The 16392-nt window shown below is 63.1% G+C and carries 15 protein-coding genes and 2 pseudogenes; 2 read left to right on the top strand and 15 right to left on the bottom strand.

Going from position 1 to position 16392, the window contains the following annotated elements; translation table 11 throughout:
• Window positions 1-136 precede the first annotated feature (136 nt).
• From M727_RS0111855 to M727_RS0111810, 11 genes and pseudogenes are all read right to left on the bottom strand, one after another.
• A complete protein-coding gene (locus M727_RS0111855) occupies window positions 137-1255 on the bottom strand; it encodes a branched-chain amino acid ABC transporter substrate-binding protein (protein ID WP_023800033.1) in 1119 nt (372 codons plus the stop codon).
• Window positions 1256-1394: 139 nt separating this feature from the next.
• Window positions 1395-1742, bottom strand: a complete 348-nt coding sequence (locus tag M727_RS0111850; protein WP_027152865.1) for a DUF6867 family protein — start codon at window positions 1740-1742, stop codon at window positions 1395-1397.
• A gap of 17 nt (window positions 1743-1759) precedes the next feature.
• Window positions 1760-2488, bottom strand: coding sequence for an ABC transporter ATP-binding protein (locus M727_RS0111845; RefSeq protein WP_027152864.1), 729 nt, complete (start codon window positions 2486-2488; stop codon window positions 1760-1762).
• The gene (locus M727_RS36290) at window positions 2488-3645 is read right to left on the bottom strand and encodes an ABC transporter ATP-binding protein (protein WP_084646708.1); all 1158 of its coding nucleotides are present in this window, start codon (window positions 3643-3645) and stop codon (window positions 2488-2490) included. Before M727_RS36290 ends, M727_RS0111845 begins: the two co-directional genes overlap by 1 nt.
• Window positions 3645-4754 (bottom strand): annotated as a pseudogene (livM, locus tag M727_RS0111835) (high-affinity branched-chain amino acid ABC transporter permease LivM); the annotation flags it as partial. The gene M727_RS36290 and the pseudogene livM, both read right to left, overlap by 1 nt.
• 144 nt (window positions 4755-4898) lie before the next feature.
• A pseudogene (locus M727_RS43990) lies at window positions 4899-5195 on the bottom strand (DUF3382 domain-containing protein); the annotation flags it as partial.
• Window positions 5196-5244: 49 nt separating this feature from the next.
• Window positions 5245-6147, bottom strand: a complete 903-nt coding sequence (locus tag M727_RS0111830) for a branched-chain amino acid ABC transporter permease (protein ID WP_023800038.1) — start codon at window positions 6145-6147, stop codon at window positions 5245-5247.
• A gap of 337 nt (window positions 6148-6484) precedes the next feature.
• Window positions 6485-7486 (bottom strand): 4-hydroxyproline epimerase, encoded by a 1002-nt coding sequence (locus M727_RS0111825; protein WP_027152862.1) that lies wholly within the window; start codon window positions 7484-7486, stop codon window positions 6485-6487.
• Between the two features lie 12 nt (window positions 7487-7498).
• Window positions 7499-8755: an FAD-binding oxidoreductase gene (locus M727_RS0111820; RefSeq protein ID WP_027152861.1), complete on the bottom strand. Its 1257-nt coding sequence runs from the start codon at window positions 8753-8755 to the stop codon at window positions 7499-7501.
• Window positions 8752-9102 (bottom strand): GNAT family N-acetyltransferase, encoded by a 351-nt coding sequence (locus M727_RS0111815; RefSeq protein ID WP_236473476.1) that lies wholly within the window; start codon window positions 9100-9102, stop codon window positions 8752-8754. The genes M727_RS0111820 and M727_RS0111815 overlap by 4 nt, the downstream gene beginning before the upstream one ends.
• Window positions 9103-9208: 106 nt before the next feature.
• Window positions 9209-10102, bottom strand: coding sequence for a dihydrodipicolinate synthase family protein (locus M727_RS0111810; protein WP_027152859.1), 894 nt, complete (start codon window positions 10100-10102; stop codon window positions 9209-9211).
• A 69-nt stretch (window positions 10103-10171) separates the two neighbouring features.
• Between M727_RS0111810 and M727_RS0111805 the strand changes: the two genes are divergently transcribed.
• Window positions 10172-10864: a GntR family transcriptional regulator gene (locus tag M727_RS0111805; RefSeq protein ID WP_084646706.1), complete on the top strand. Its 693-nt coding sequence runs from the start codon at window positions 10172-10174 to the stop codon at window positions 10862-10864.
• A 67-nt stretch (window positions 10865-10931) separates the two neighbouring features.
• On the opposite strand, the gene M727_RS0111800 is transcribed toward M727_RS0111805, so the two are convergent.
• From M727_RS0111800 to M727_RS0111780, 3 genes are all read right to left on the bottom strand, one after another.
• A complete protein-coding gene (locus M727_RS0111800) occupies window positions 10932-11246 on the bottom strand; it encodes a hypothetical protein (protein ID WP_027152857.1) in 315 nt (104 codons plus the stop codon).
• Window positions 11247-11539: 293 nt separating this feature from the next.
• Window positions 11540-11839 carry a hypothetical protein gene (locus M727_RS0111790; RefSeq protein ID WP_027152856.1) on the bottom strand — a complete coding sequence of 100 codons (300 nt, stop codon included), beginning with the start codon at window positions 11837-11839 and terminating at the stop codon, window positions 11540-11542.
• Window positions 11840-12169: 330 nt separating this feature from the next.
• A complete protein-coding gene (locus tag M727_RS0111780; RefSeq protein WP_027152855.1) occupies window positions 12170-13666 on the bottom strand; it encodes a CoA-acylating methylmalonate-semialdehyde dehydrogenase in 1497 nt (498 codons plus the stop codon).
• Window positions 13667-14063: 397 nt separating this feature from the next.
• Here M727_RS0111780 and M727_RS0111775 point away from each other — a divergent pair, with 397 nt between their 5' ends.
• Window positions 14064-14945, top strand: a complete 882-nt coding sequence (locus M727_RS0111775; protein ID WP_027152854.1) for a LysR family transcriptional regulator — start codon at window positions 14064-14066, stop codon at window positions 14943-14945.
• A gap of 95 nt (window positions 14946-15040) precedes the next feature.
• Here M727_RS0111775 and M727_RS0111770 read toward each other — a convergent pair whose 3' ends face one another.
• Entirely contained in the window at window positions 15041-16297 is a 1257-nt protein-coding gene (locus tag M727_RS0111770) for a D-amino acid dehydrogenase (RefSeq protein WP_027152853.1), read from the bottom strand.
• Between the last annotated feature and the right edge of the window lie 95 nt (window positions 16298-16392).

The raw sequence follows: 16392 nt of genomic DNA, 5'->3' as shown, positions 1-16392 counted from the left end.
CCAGCCATTGGGTAGAGCGCCGCGCGTTCCCTCGAATGCGCAAAGGGTGCTCCGACGAAAGGTAAAACGGCACACACGAAAAATGCCCGGCGCGAGGCGCCGGGCATTCCGGAATTGTCGTCGTCCGTCGACAGGCTTACATCTTCTGGACGTAGGTGTATTTGCCGTCGTCGCCCTTCTTCCATTCGTACATGACGTAGCCAGGCAGCGTCGGATCGCCCTTCTCGTCGTAGGAAAGATCGCCCAGCACGGTCTTGAACGGGCCGTTGGCCTTGAGAGCCTTGGCAACTTCCATCGGATCGTTCGACTTGGCGGCTGTGGCGGCTCCCACGATCGCCTGCATGGCGGCGTAGGAATAAAGCGTGTAGGCCTCCGGCTCGAAGCCCTGCGCTCGGAACTTCTCGACCAGTTCCTTGTTCGCCGGGATCAGACGAGGATCCGGGCCGAACGTGTTCAGCGTGCCCGCAACCGCGTCACCGGCGATTGAGGCCAGTTCGTTCGACACGATGCCGTCGCCGGAAACCAGCGTGGCCTCGAGGCCCTGGTCAGCCACCTGGCGGATGATCAGTCCGGCTTCGGTGTGCAGACCACCCCAATAGATGATGGAAACGCCGGCTTGTTTCATCTTGGCGATCAACGCCGAGAAGTCCTTGTCGCCGATATTGACGCCTTCATACATGACTTCCGTCACGCCGGCAGCGTTCATCGCCTTCTTGGTCTCGTCGGCAAGGCCCTGACCATAGGTCGTCTTGTCGTGGACGACCGCGATCTTGGCATCCTTGAAGTTCTCCGCGAGATAGGCGCCGGCGATGCTGCCCTGCTGGTCGTCGCGTCCGCAGGTACGGAACGTGTTCCACAGGCCGCGCTCGGTGAACTGCGGGTTGGTCGCGGCCGGCGTGATCTCGAGGATGCCGTTCTCCGCGTAGACTTCCGATGCCGGGATCGAAACGCCCGAGTTGAAGTGGCCGACCACGAACTTGACGCCGTCGCCGACGAACTTGTTGGCAACCGAAATGCCCTGCTTCGGATCGGAGACGTCGTCGCCGACCGTGAGCTTGACCTGCTCGCCGTTGATGCCGCCGGCCGCATTGATGTCTGCGACAGCCTGTTCGGCGCCCTTCTGCAGCTGCGCGCCGAAGGCGGCATTCGGGCCGGTGATCGGACCGGCAACTCCGATCAGGACGTCAGCCCACGCGCTTCCGCTGAACGCGACGAGCGCGGTCAGGGCGACGGCGGACAAAAGTGATTTTCTCATGTAAAACGCTCCCATTTACAGAGTGGGCGTGGATGATGCTTTCATGCGATGCCCACCTTTACTCGCAGAAAGCGTACTTTGCCGATTTTCAGGCACTTGTCACGCCGATTCATCCCCGAAACGGCGTTAATGATGAACGTCAACCTTTTGGTTTCCAACTCAAAAGCGATGCTCTTTCGTAGAGCCAGCTATACTGTGTCACCATCTGGTTCGTGCGCGTGTATTGATAGCCGATGAAGCCCAATATCATCAGGACGATGGTGTCGACGATGTAGTAGTGCAGCGAGAACATCGTGCCGCCGAACAGCGCGTGATGGATGAACCTTACGGCTATACCGAGGCCGAGCAAATAGGCGAACAATTGGACGACGCTGCGCCATGTCTGGGCGCAGGCCTTGCCCGTCATCCACGCCGCCCAGCCGCCAAGCAGGCAGGTGACGAAGAAGAACTGCCAGACCGAGGGTTCCTCATAGAGAATGCCCTGCATGATGAAAACTCCTGAACTCAGTGATGGCCGCCTTCGAGATAGGCGGCGCGCACGTCCGGATCGGCGAGCAGCTCCTTGCCGGTGCCGCTCATCGTCACGTTGCCGTTGACCATGACATAGCCGCGCGTGGCGAGCTTCAGCGCGCCGAAGGCGTTCTGCTCGACCAGGAACACGGTCAGCCCCTGCGTGCGGTTCAACTCGCGGATGGCGTCGAAGATCTGCTTGACGATCAGCGGCGCCAGGCCCAGCGACGGCTCGTCGAGCAAGAGCAGTTTCGGCCGCGCCATCAGCGCACGTCCGATCGAAAGCATCTGCTGCTCGCCGCCCGACAGCGTGCCGCCGCGCTGGGCAATGCGTTCCTTCAGGCGTGGAAACAGCGTGAATACCTTCTCGACGTCCTCGTCGTAGTGCTTGAGGTCGTCGAGGCTGGCGCCCATCTGCAGGTTTTCCATCACCGTCATGCGCGGGAAGATGCGCCGGCCCTCCGGCGACTGGGCGATGCGCATGCGCGCGATCTCATGGGTCGGCAACTGGGTGATGTCGGTGCCGGCGAAGGTGATGGTGCCCGCCCGCGCCCGTGGTGCACCAAAAATGGTCATCATCAGCGTCGACTTGCCGGCGCCATTGGCGCCGATCAGCGCCACGATCTCGCCCTGCTTGACGGTGACATCGACGCCGTTCAGCGCCCTGATGTTGCCGTAATAGGTCTGGACGCCCTTGATGTCGAGCAGCGTTGTGCCGGCCATCATTCATTCCCTCCGCCCCGGTCGGAGTCGCCCGGTGTCTTGGGCTTTGCCGGAGCCTTGGCGGCCGGCGGCTTTGTCGCGGAAGGTTTCTCCGTCGGTTTGGCTTCGGCCGGCGATGCGGGCCTTGCCGCCGCGCCCGACCTTGCATCGACCTGCCCGGCTTTCGACGCGCCCTTCGACACCGTGACGCGTTCGCCCTCACTGTGTCCGACGGTGTCGATCACTGGCCCGGCGAAATACGAGGACGACGAGTCCGGACCGTGCGTCGAATCCGGGCCGGTGTCGAGTTGCTCGATGACGTCTTCGTCGCCGACCTCGATCAGCACCGTCTCGACGTCCTCGTCTTCGACCCCAAGATAGGCGGCGATGACACGCGGGTCGGTGCGCACCGCATGCGGACTGCCGTCCGAGATCTTGCGCCCGTATTCGAGCACCACGACATGGTCGGAAATCTGCATGACCACCGCCATGTCGTGCTCGATCAGCAGGATCGAGGTGCCGGTGTTGTCCTTGATGTCCATAAGGAGCGCGTTGAGCGCCATTGATTCCTTCGGATTGAGCCCTGCCGCCGGTTCGTCGAGGCAGAGCAGTTCCGGACCCGTGCACATGGCCCGCGCGATCTCCAGGCGCCGCTGCGCGCCGTAGGGCAAGTCGCCGGCCGGATCGTCGGCTCGATCGACGAGGTCGGCCTTTTCCAGCCAGTGCCTGGCGAGATCGATCGACTCGGCCGACGCCGTCCGGTAGCCGCTGAAGCCAAACAGGCCGAGGACAGTGTAGCCGGACGCCTTCATCAGCTTGTTGTGCTGCGCCACCAGCAGGTTCTCCAGCAGCGTCATGCCGGAAAACAGGCGGATGTTCTGGAAGGTGCGCGCCACCTTGGCTCGCGCCGGAATCTCATGGTTCGGCAGCCGTTCGAGCAGATAGCTCGAGCCGTCGCGCCGGTTGAGCGTGAGCATGCCCTCAGACGGCTTGTAGAAGCCGGTGATGCAGTTGAACACGGTTGTCTTGCCGGCGCCGTTCGGCCCGATCAGCGCGGTGATCTCGCCGCGCCTGGCCTGGAAGGACAGGTCGCCGATGGCGACCAGACCGCCGAACTTCATCGACAGATGTTCGACCTGCAGGATGGCATCGTTCACGGATGGGTTCGCATCGCTCATCAGCCGTGGCCCTCCTTGGTGAAGGAGCCGGATACAGCCCTGCTCTCCTTGAGAAAGGCTGTCGGTTCACGACTGCCGACGAAGCCGCGCGGCTTCCACAGCATGACGATGACCATGGCCATGCCGAACAGCAGCATGCGGTAGAGTTCCGGCGTGAAGTCGGGACCGAAGACCTGTTTCAGGAAATCGAGCTCGCGCAGCACCTCGGTGCCACCGATCATCACCATGGCGGCGACGGCGATGCCGACCAGCGAACCCATGCCGCCGAGCACGACGATGGCGAGGATGATAGCCGATTCCAGGAAGATGAAGGATTCGGGGCTGACGAAACCTTGCCGCGCGGCGAAGAACGAGCCGGCGAAGCCGCCGAACATGGCGCCGGTGGCAAAGGCGGTGAGCTTGGTGGTGGTGGTGTTGATGCCGAGCGAGCGGCAAGCGATCTCGTCCTCGCGCAGCGCTTCCCAGGCGCGGCCGACGGGCATGCGCCTAAGCCTTATGGTGACGAAGGCGGTGAGCAGGCAGAGCCCGAGGATCAGGTAGTAGAGGAAGATCTTGTAATAGGCGCTCGACGTGGCGATGTCCAAGACCTTGGCGATATAGTTCGGATCCGAGACGTTGAACGACATCAGTCCGAAAAACGTGACCTTGGGAATGCCGGAGATACCGGCCGAGCCGTTGGTAACCTCACGCCAATTGATCAGCACGAGACGAATGATCTCGCCGAAGGCCAGCGTCACGATCGCCAGATAGTCGCCGCGCAGGCGCAGCACCGGAAAGCCGAGCAGCACCCCCCAGAAGGCGGCCATGGCGCCGGCGGCAGGCAGCAGGATCCAGAACGACAGGCCGTATTGCGTGCCGAGCAGCGCATAGGCATAGGCGCCGACGGCATAGAAGGCGACATAACCAAGGTCGAGCAGGCCGGCGAGGCCAACGACGATGTTCAGCCCCCAGGCCAGCATGACATAGATCAGGATCTGAATGCCGTAATTGTCGACCCATTTCAGAGAACCCTGGAACCCGGCGGCCACCGATCCTCCGTACAGAGCAAGCACCAGCACAACGATGATCGGGTAGAGCGCCAGTGCGGTTATGCCCAATGCCGAGAAATGGGCATGGATGAAGGTTCGGAAATAAAACATCACCGAGGCCAGGGAGTAGATGGTCGCCAGCGCTCTCAGGAACCGTGCATAACCGGCCAGGCCAGGGCCCAGCAATCCGTCAAGGGAGCCGGCGAGGAAAACCAGCACGGCCACTGTGACGACGGCAGCGATGAAATACGGCAAGCGGAAGAACCGCGCCGCCATGCTCTGCGGCAGCAGGCCGGTGGCGACGTCGACGATCTTCTGATTTGCCAGAAAAGGCTGTCCGTAGGCGACATAGAGAAAACGGCCGGCCATGGTCAGCACGACCACGACTGCTAGAAGCCACCAGCGCTGTACAAGGATCAGCTCGTTGGAGATGTTCTGATCGGTCCTCAGGCCGATGAACAGCACGAACAGGCCGAGCGCGATGGCGCCGGCATAAAGCGCTTCGCGGGTAGCGCGCTGCATGGGAGTGGCGACGATGTCGCGCTCCGGAGACGTGGTGACCGCCATGAACTCAGACCTTTTCGACTTCTGGCCGGCCGAGAATGCCGGAAGGCAGGAAGATCAGCACGATCGCCAGGATGGAGAAGGCCGCGACGTCCTTGTAGTCGATCGAGAAATAAGCCGACCACATGCTTTCGATGAAGCCGATCATAAGCCCGCCGAGCACGGCGCCGGGCAACGAGCCGATGCCGCCGAGCACGGCCGCGGTGAACGCCTTCACGCCGGGCGTGAAACCGTCGGAGAAGGCGATGACCCCATAATACATCAGGAACAGCGTGCCGGCGACGGCGGCAAGGGCGGCACCCATGACGAAGGTGATCGAGATGGTGCGGTCGACGTCGATGCCGAGCAACGCCGCCATCTTGCGGTCCTGCTCGCACGCCCTTTGGGCTCGACCCAGCGAGGTCTTGTTGACTAGGTACCAGAACAGCGCCAGCAGCAGCGCGGTGACGATGACGATGACGATTTGCTTCAGCGACACGCTGACGCCCTCGATATTATAGACCTTGGACACCATCGGCGGGATCGGCTTGTTGCGCGGCCCTTGCGTCACCTGGACGAAGTTCGACAGCGCGATCGACATGCCGATCGCGGTGATCAGCGGCGCCAGCCGGAACGACCCGCGCAACGGCCGGTAGGCGACCTTTTCGATCGTCCAGTTGTACAGGCTGGTCAGCAGCATCGCGACGATCATCATGACCAGCAGCGCGATCACCACCGGCACCGAATAGAACATCGCGCCGAGGATGAGGAAAACGATGAGGGCGGCGAAGGCGCCGACCATGAAGATGTCGCCATGGGCGAAATTGATCATGCCGATGATACCGTAGACCATCGTGTAGCCGATCGCGATCAGTCCATAGATCGATCCCAGCGTCAGCCCATTGATAAGCTGCTGGACAAAATACTGCATGCTGTCGTGGCTCCCCTGGAATGTCGCCCATGCAGACGCATTCCTTTTCGTATTTCCCCTAGTCGTAAAGTTTCGAGCCCGGATTGCAACGTCATTCTTTAATCGGCATGCGTGATTTTGAAGCACGCAATCGGATTGCCCGTTCTTCCCTTCCCGGCCTCTGGACTATCGCCGACCCTATCATTGGCCTAACGCAATGTCTTTGGCGATTCGTCGTCAAAATGCACGATGCTTCGAAGGAATCGCCGTAAAAATAAGTTGATGAGCGGGATCGTTGCGCCGTCTGGGCAATCGATCCTTGCATTCTGTTCGATTCCCCTGCGTCAGGATTCTCTCTCTATTTGACGACGAATCCGTGCGCGAACGGATCGCGATCGTCGATGAAGATCGTGTTCAATCCGGTCATGCGCGCCCAGCCGCCGATCGAGGGTATGATCGCCGGCTTGCCCGCCACCGTGACTTCCTTCTCGACCCTGCCCTTGAACAGCGAACCGATGATCGATTCGTGGACGAATTCGTCGCCGGTCCCAAGCTTGCCCTTGGCGTGAAGCTGCGCCATCCGCGCCGAGGTGCCGGTGCCGCAAGGCGAGCGGTCGATCGCCTTGTCGCCGTAGAAGACGGCGTTGCGCGCATCAGCCTGGCTGTCGGTCGGCGCGCCCGTCCACAGTATGTGCGACAGCCGTTCGATGCCGGGATTCTCGGGATGCACGAAGGGGTATTTTTCGTTGAGCCGCTGCCGCACCACCGGGCTCCAGGCGATGAGGTCGCCGGCAGAGTGGTCGGCCATGTCGCGATAGGTCTTCTGAGGCTCGACGATGGCGTAGAAATTGCCGCCATAGGCGACATCGACGCTGATCTCGCCGAGCTGCGGGCATTCGACAGTCAGACCCTCGGCATGGAGGAAGGACGGCACGTTGGTGATGCGCACCTCCTCGACATAGTCGCCGACCTGCCTGTACTCGGCGGTGACCAGGCCGGCCGGCGTGTCCAGCCTGAGCAAGCCCGGTGTCTTCGGCTTGACCAGCCCGTGCTCGATTGCCATCGTCACCGTGCCAATGGTGCCGTGACCGCACATTGGCAGGCAACCCGAGGTTTCGATGAACAGGATGGCGATGTCGCAATCGGGCCGCGTCGGCGGATAGAGGATCGAGCCGGACATCAAATCATGGCCGCGCGGTTCGAACATCAGCCCGGTGCGGATCCAGTCATACTCGGCCAGGAAATGCGCGCGCCGCTCCATCATCGTCGCGCCGTTGAGCAGCGGTCCGCCGCCGGCGACCAGCCGCACCGGATTGCCGCAAGTGTGACCGTCGATGCAGAAGAAGGAGTGGCGCGCCATTTCTAGATCCCGTCAGAAGCGGTTCGGAGAAAACGGAGAAAGATCAAACACCGGATTTTGGCCGAGAATGAGATCGCGGACCAGGCGTCCGGTGGCACCCGCCTGGGTCAGGCCGAGATGGCCGTGGCCGAAGGCATAGACTATCGTGCCGGCCTGCCTGGCGCCACCGATCACCGGCAGCGAATCCGGGAGCGACGGCCGCAATCCCATCCATTCGCGGCCGCCGGCCGGGTCAAGCCCCGGCAGGAATTTCTGTGCCTTGTCGAGCAGCGCTTTTGAGCGGGCGTAGTTGGGCGGCCGCTCGATGCCGCCGAACTCGACCGCGCCGCCGACGCGCACGCCGGTTTCAAGCGGCGTGACGACGAAGCCGTGGCCGGAGAAGATCAGTTGCCGCTTCACGTCGAAGGCAGTCTTCGGCAGCGTCGTGTTGTAGCCGCGCTCGGTTTCGAGCGGGATGCGGTCGCCGATATGTTTCGCCAGGAGATGCGACCAGGCGCCGGCGGCGATGACGAGGCGTTTTGCCTGCCGCACCGTGCCATCGGCCAGCGTCAATGTCGCGCCGTCCTGTCCCGCCCCGACGTGGTCGATCCGAGCCTTTTCGAAACGCGCGCCCTTGGTCTCGGCATAGGCCCAGATCGCTTTGCCCAATAATTTCGGATCCGTAACGGTCTTCCATCCCGGCACGAAAGTGCCCTTGACGAAACGCGGCGACAGGCCCGGCTGCAAGGCGGCGAGCGCATCGCCCTCGACATGGCTGAAGCCGATGCCGAAGCGTTGCCTCGCCGCCCAGCCGGGCAGCGACGCCTTGAACTCGGCCTCGCTCTCGTAAAGTTCGAGCGAGCCGTCCTCGCGCAGCATATTTTCGGTGCCCGAGCGCGCCATCAGCCCGGCCCATTCGGCCTCGGCGAGCCGCATCATCCCGGCCTGCGCCGCGAGGCTGGCCTCGTAGCGGTCGCTTCGTCCGGCGCGCCAGAAGCGGATGAGCCAGGGCAGCAGCTTCGGCAGATAGGCCGGCGGGATGCTGAGCGGGCCGAGCGGATCGGCAAGCCATTTCGGCAAGTGCCTGATCATGCCCTTGTGGGCCAGCGGCAGCACATCGGAAAAGGCCAGGGCGGCGGCATTGCCGGAACTCGTTTCCTCGCAGATCCCCGTCCGATCGAAGATCGTGACGTTTCGCCCCGCCTCGGCCAGATAGGCGGCGACACAGATGCCGATGATGCCGCCGCCGATAATGGCGATGTCGACCGTTTGGTTTGGCGCCGCCACTATTGGATTTCTCCAGGACTGAGGGACTTTGTCATCAATGGGTTTTTCCGGTCGGACCGAACGGCCACCCAGCCGAGGCTTTGATAGAACCCCTCTGCCTCCTTAGCGGCATTGACTTCAAGCCGCTCCAAACCAACATGGCGGGCATAGCTCTCGACTTCCTGCATGAGAATCCGGCCTAGGCCACGCCGCTGCAGATTCGGTTTGATGGCAACAAGCCTGACAACGCCGAGGCGCGGACCAGCAACGTCTAGTCTGGCAGTGCCTACCGGCTTGCCATCGTGCATGAGGAGCAGTGGGTGATTGCTCGTAAGACGGTCGTCGGGATGCTGTTCGTCATATCCATCCAAGCCCCGGTTCTCCCAAAGAACCCGCTTACGAATACGGTGATATGCCGCCCAATCTCCATCCCTTTCGACGCGTTTGAGACGGATCCGAGACGGCATAAAACCTTCCTCAAAACCTCGGCAGCTCCGGCCGCGCCGCCAGCGCATCCCGGACGATCTTCTCGACCATCTTGCGGCGCTCGCCCGACAGCGGCTGGCGCGGCATGCGCACGCGGTCGTTGGTGTTGATCGCCAGGACTTCGGCGAGCTTGATGTTCTGCACCAGATAGGTCGACACGTCGAGGTCGAGCAGCGGCCGGAACCAGCGGTAGATTGTCAGCGCCTCCTCGCGGCGGCCCTGCTTCATCAACTGGTAGATCGCGACCGTCTCGCGCGGAAACGCGGTGACCAGCCCGGCCACCCAGCCGATGGCGCCGACCGACAGCGCCTCGAACGCCAGATTGTCGACGCCGGTGAACAAATCGTAGCGGTCGCCGAAGCGGTTGATGATTTCGGTCGAACGGCGGATGTCGTCGGAGGATTCCTTGATGGCGACGAAGCGCTTGTCCTTCGCCAGTTCCTCCATCTGATCGACGGTGACGTCGACGCGATAGGCAAGCCGGTTGGAATAGATCATCACCGGCAGGTCGCCGGCCTCGGCGACGGCGCGCAGCGCGGCGACCGTCTCCTCCGCATTGGTGTGGTAGATCGGGCTCGGCACCACCATCAGCCCGTTTGCGCCCTCTCTGGCGGCGCGGCGCGCGATCGCCACCGCCTCGCGGGTGCCGGCTTCGTTGACAGTCAGCAGAACCGGCTTGTTGCCGGCGATCTTCTGCGCGGTCTTCAGCACGTCGATCTTCTCGTCATGCGAGAGCATCGGCCCCTCGCCGAGCGAGCCGCAGACGATGATGCCGTCGCAGCCAGCCTCCATCTGCAGCGCAAAGCAGCGCTCCATCTCGGCGTGGTCGAGGCTGTCGTCCTCAGTGAATTTGGTCGTGACGGCGGGGAAAACTCCGGTCCACATAGCGGTCGCTCCATCTGATATATCAGTCGTATATTTATTAGGAAACGGACTGTCAACACGGATTTTGCTATGATATACCAAAAATATATCAGGAGCCCGCCTTTGATATTCAATGAAACAAGCCCGGCATTCGAGCCAGTGGCGGCGAAAGCCTACCGCGTGCTCGAGCACATGATCGTGACGCTCGAACTGGTGCCTGCAAGCTTCATCACCGAAGGCGCGCTGATCGACAGGCTGGGGCTCGGCCGCACGCCGGTGCGCGAGGCGATCCAGCGGCTGGCATGGGAGGGACTGCTGGATGTCCGGCCGCGTGCCGGCATCGCCATTGCCCCGCTGCATCCCGGCGACTGGTTGCGCGTTCTCGATGCGCGGCGTGGCGTCGAGGTGGTTCTTGCCCGCTCGGCCGCCCGCTTCGTCACCCGCGAGGCCGCCGACTTGTTTCACGACGCGGCACTGGCCATGCAGAGGGCGGTGATATCGGGCAATGTGCTGGCCTTCATTCAGGCCGACAAGGCGCTCGACGAGGCGCTGGCGCTGGCGGCCGACAATCCCTTCGCCGCGCGGCTGGCGGCCCCGTTGCAGACCCACAGCCGCCGCTTCTGGTTCCGCTACAAGGCCGATACCGGGCTTGCCGAATCGGCCGAGCACCATGTCGCGCTGATCCGCTCGATCCTCGACGGCGATGAAGACGCCGCCGCCAAGGATGCCAAGCGCCTGATGGCGCTGCTGCGCGGTCATGCCGCGGCGGCCGCTACGCGATAGAGATCGGCAGCAAGCTTCGGCAGGCTCTTTGAGTTCCGCCCACAGGCGCTGAGCATCGCTCAATTCGTCATGCGTCCTGGTCGGTCGGGATCACCACGTTTTCCCAATGTTCGCCGGCCGCGACGATGCAGCTTCTGCCGGCGACGTCGGTGACGATGATCGTCCAGCTTCCGCTGTCGGCGACATAGACTTCCATAATCGCCATCTGACCGATCAGCCCGAAAGCAAACTGTCTTTCCTGGAACTGCTCGCTCAGGTGGGCGACGAGATCGCGATGTTCAACGCAGTATTGATATTGGGCGCTTGCGGCGTTCGTACCCACCGCCAATGCGCCAGCAAGAATGAGGGTTTTCAACCCAACCAACAGCGATTTGCGCGCCATAGGGCATCTCCTTTGCCATCACGTCCGGCAAAGGAAGAGCCCTCATTTTGCCGGAACGATCCAGGCCGGTCCCGACGTCATCATCATCGCGTCGTTCCTTTCCGTGTTCCGGTCTGTCATCAGCGGGGACGATTCAAAATGTTCCCACTATGTTCCATATATGGTGTCGGCAACAAAAAAGCGCAAGCAGGCGCCCGCTGGGGGCGCCTGTGGATCCGTTTCATGGTCGTCGCCGAGAACCGAGGCCTGCGCGCGCGCGGCTATGCTAAGGCGGCTGCCACCCGCTAGGCGGCTCAGGTCCCTGGCAGCGCCGCTGTCTTCACCGCGCTCTCCCAGCCTTCACCCACCGAAACCACGCAGCTTTGACCGCGTGTGTCGCTGGCGAGGATGGTCCAGGTGCCTTGGTCGGAAACGAAGACTTCAACAATCACATTCGGATTGACGACGCCGAGCGCGGTTGGATTTTCCTGGAACTTCTCGCCGAGCGCCCTGATCATGTCGGCTCGTGGCGCGCATTGTTCGGCCGCTGTTGCCGGGGCCGCGGAAAACGCGGCAGCCGCCGCGCCAAGTATCGACACCCTGAGACGTGTCATCTCACACCTCCTTGCGCCGGCCGTAGCCCCCGAAGCTGTCGCCAGCGCCGTTGGTCGATCTGCCGCGTCTCCTTCGCGGCAGGATTGCAAGTTAAGGCTTCTGCTGTCCGCCTGGTTCCATCACATTAGCGTTCAGGCATACACGCGGCCGCGACGGTCAGCAAAAAGGCCCGGTTTCTGGCCGGGCCTTTTTCGTCTTCAATCATAAAATCTGGAGCTCTTTGTCGACTGGCTAGTTCATCGTCGGGATGACGAATTCGGCGCCGTCCTTCACGCCTGCCCGCGCGCCCGCAGCCGAAGGCGAGGACGCGCAGACAAGCAACCGTCCGGCTAATTCATCGTCGGGATGACGAATTCGGCGCCGTCCTTCACGCCGGACGGCCAGCGCGAGGTCACCGTCTTGGTCTTGGTGTAGAACCGGAATGCGTCCGGTCCGTGCTGGTTGAGGTCGCCGAAGGAAGACGCTTTCCAGCCGCCGAACGTATAGTAGGCGATCGGCACCGGGATCGGCACGTTGATACCGACCATGCCGACCTGGACCCTCGAGGCGAAATCGCGGGCCGCATCGCCGTCGCGGGTGAAGATGGCGACGCCGTTGCCCATTTCGTGATCGTTGGCGAGCTTGATCGCGTTCTCGTAGGTCGGCGCGCGCACCACGGAGAGCACCGGCCCAAAAATCTCTTCCTTGTAGATGCGCATATCGGCGGTCACGTTGTCGAACAGGCAGCCGCCCATATAGTAGCCGTTCTCATAGCCCTGCATGGAAAAGCCGCGCCCGTCGACGACCAGCCTGGCGCCTTCCCTGACGCCGATGTCGACATAGCCCTTGACCCGCTCCAGCGCCTGCGCCGTCACCAGCGGGCCGAAATCGGCGGACGAATCCGTCGATGGGCCGACCTTCAGGCTTTCGACGCGCGGCACCAGCTTTTCCATCAGCCGGTTGGCGGTATCGTTGCCGACCGGGACCGCCACCGAGATCGCCATGCAGCGCTCGCCGGCCGAGCCGTAGCCGGCGCCGATCAGCGCGTCGACGGTCTGGTCCATGTCGGCGTCGGGCATGATGATCATGTGGTTCTTGGCGCCGCCGAAGCACTGCACGCGCTTGCCGGCCGCGCAGCCGCGCGAATAGATGTACTGGGCGATCGGCGTCGAGCCGACGAAGCCGATGGCCTTGATGTCGGGATCATCGAGGATGGCGTCGACCGCCTCCTTGTCGCCGTTGACGACGTTGAGGATGCCGGCTGGCAGGCCGGCCTCGATGAACAGTTCGGCGATGCGCATCGGCACGCCTGGGTCGCGCTCCGAAGGCTTCAGGATGAAGGCGTTGCCGCAAGCGATAGCCGGCGCGATCTTCCACAATGGGATCATCGCCGGAAAATTGAACGGCGTGATGCCGGCAACGACGCCGAGCGGCTGGCGCATCGAATAGACGTCGATGCCGGGGCCGGCGCCGTCGGTGAACTCGCCCTTCATCATGTGCGGCGCGCCGATGCAAACCTCGACCACTTCCAGGCCGCGCTGGATATCGCCCTTGGCGTCAGCGATGGTCTTGCCGTGCTCGCGCGCCAGAATGTCGGCCAGCGCATCATACTCCCGGGCGACCAGTTCGAGGAACTTCATCAGGACGCGCACGCGCCGCTGCGGATTGGTCGCCGCCCAGCCGGGCTGCGCCGCCTTGGCGTTTTCCACCGCCGCGCGCAGTTCCGCCTGCGAAGCCAGCGCCACGGTGCCGCGCACCGTGCCGTCCATCGGCTGCATGACGTCCTGCTTGCGGCCGCTGGTTCCAGCGACACGCTTGCCGCCGATGAAATGACCGTAGTCGATCATGGTTTCTCTCCCTGTATTTGTGATGCGGCATTGTCCGCCTTTGCGCCGCCGATGGCAACGTGAGCGGAAACGCAACCGTTGTGCGGCAAATAGAGTGGGAGCGACGACTGTGCATCAATTGCCGCAAATGGTAGGAATGCAGGTCCCTTAGCGGCAAGGATTGAGAAATTGAGTTCCTTCGCGCCCTCCTCTGGCCTACCGGACATCTCCCCCACGAGGGGGGAGATTGGCTGTCATCCCCGCTTTCGCCAACCCGCAACGTTGCAAGAAAGTCGCCGCCGGAGCGGCCGGCCGATCTCCCCCCAAGTGGGGGAGATGCCAAGATTTGGCAAAGAGGGCAGGACAGAGGGGCGCGCCCTGGAGCGCTGCCGTAATCGTCGTCATCCGGACGCTCCTCATGAACTGGGATGACGTCCGCATCTTTCTGGCGGTGGCGCGTGCCGGCCAGATCCTTGGCGCGGCCAGGCGGCTGGAGCTGAACCACGCCACTGTCTCGCGCCGCGTCGCCGCGCTCGAGGATGCGCTGCGCACAAAACTCTTTCGCCGGCTAACTACCGGCAGCGAGCTGACGCCGGCGGGCGAGCGCTTCCTCGACATCGCCGAGCGCATGGAAGGCGACATGATCGCCGCGCGCTCGACCGTGGCGGGCGAAGGCGACGACGTCTCCGGCACCGTGCGCATCGGCGCACCAGATGGTTTCGGCGTCGCCTTCCTGGCCAAACGCCTCGGCGCACTGACGGCGCTTCACCGCGAACTCACCATCCAGCTGGTGCCGGTGCCGCGTTCCTTCTCGTTGTCCAGGCGCGAGGCCGACATCGCCATCACCGTGGAGCGGCCGACCGAAGGCAGGCTGGTGGCGGGAAAGCTGGTCGATTACACGCTCGGCCTGTTCGCGTCCCGCGCCTATGCCGACGCGCATGGCCTGCCGCAGACGCCGGCCGAGCTTGGCCGACACACGCTGATCGGCTATGTGCCGGACCTCATCGTCAGCCCCTCGCTCGACTATGCGGCCGAGTTCAGTGCCGACTGGCGCACGAGCTTCGCCATCTCCTCGGCGCTCGGCCAAGCCGAAGCGGTGCGCTCCGGCGCCGGCATCGGCATCCTGCACACTTTTGTCGCCCACTCGATGCCGGAACTGGTGGCCGTCGACATCGTCGCGCCCATTCGCCGCGCCTACTGGCTGGTCTATCACGAATCGGTCAGGCCGCTGCGCCGCGTCCAGATCGTCGCGAGCTTCATCACCAGGGCGGTGGAACGGGAGCGGAGCCTGTTCGTCTGACGATATTTTCTCTGACGCGGCGAGGTGTGCTGGAGACTGATCCCGAGTCACGCGGCAAGTTCCTCCGCTCAAATGCATGAAGAATCCTTCCGATCCTACCGCTGGTATCGCTCCGGTCCGAGATCGCGGACATCGATGTCCGGCACCCGGCTGGAAATGATGTCGGCGAGGACCTTGGCCGAGCCGCAGGCCATGGTCCAGCCGAGCGTGCCGTGGCCGGTGTTGAGATAGAGGTTGGAAAACTCGGTGCGGCCGATCAGCGGCGGTCCGTCCGGCGTCATCGGCCGCAACCCGCACCAGAAGGTCGCCGACCGCATGTCGCCGCTGCCTGGAAAAAGGTCGCCGAGCGAATGTTCGAGCGTGCGCCGCCGCGATTCATTCAGCGTCAGGTCAAAGCCGGAAATCTCCGCGGTGCCACCGACCCGGATGCGATCGCCGAGCCTGGTGATCGCCACCTTGTACGTCTCGTCCATCACCGTCGAGACCGGTGCTGCGGCAGCATCCTTGATCGGCACGGTGATCGAATAGCCCTTGACCGGATAGACCGGGATGGGTTGTTTCAGGCTGCGCATGAACTTGGCCGAATAGCTGCCCATCGCCATCACATAGGCGTCGGCGGCCTTCCATCCCTTGCTCGTATTGATGTTGGCGATCTGGTTGCGCTTGCGCACGATGCGCCTGATCGACGTGTCGTACTCGAAGGTGACGCCGCGCGCTGCGCAGAGCTCTGCCAGACGGTCAGTGAACATCTTGCAGTCACCGGTCTCGTCGCCCGGCAGCCGCAGGCCGCCGACGAACTTTTCACGGATCCCTGCCAAGCCCGGCTCGGCCGCGATGCAGCCGTCGGGATCGAGGATCTCGTAGGGAACGCCATATGTCTTCAGCACCTCGACATCGCCGGCTGTGCCGTCGAGCTGCTGTTGCGTGCGAAAAAGCTGCAGCGTCCCCTTGCTGCGCTCGTCATAGGCGATGCCGGTCGCCTCGCGCAGCGCTTTCAGCGTGTCGCGGCTGTATTCGGCCAAAGGCACCATGCGCGCCTTGTTGACTGCATAGCGCTCGGCCGTGCAGTTGCGCAGCATCCTGACCAGCCATACCCACATATGTGGATCGAGGGTCGGCCGTACCACCAGCGGGCCATGCTTCATCAGCAGCCATTTGATCGCCTTCAGCGGGACGCCGGGACCGGCCCAGGGGGAGGCGTAGCCTGGCGAGATCTCGCCGGCATTGGCAAAGCTGGTTTCCAGCGCCGGGCCCTTCTGGCGGTCGATCACCGTCACTTCATGGCCGGCCTCGGCCAGGTAATAAGCAGTGGTGACCCCGATGACGCCGCCGCCCAGCACGCAGATCTTCATCGCATAGCTCTCCAGAACGATGTCTTGTCAGCGGGCGGCATCGTGGCTTTCTGTCTGCCGGATTTTACCGCGTCCGCCAAGTGCCCAAGCATGTC

Origin of the sequence: Mesorhizobium sp. WSM2561 (assembly GCF_000513915.1) — a bacterium.
In the GTDB taxonomy this organism is placed as follows: domain Bacteria; phylum Pseudomonadota; class Alphaproteobacteria; order Rhizobiales; family Rhizobiaceae; genus Mesorhizobium; species Mesorhizobium muleiense.
The sequence above is the reverse complement of the archived record's forward strand: the minus strand, read 5'-3'. Positions and strand labels throughout refer to the sequence as shown.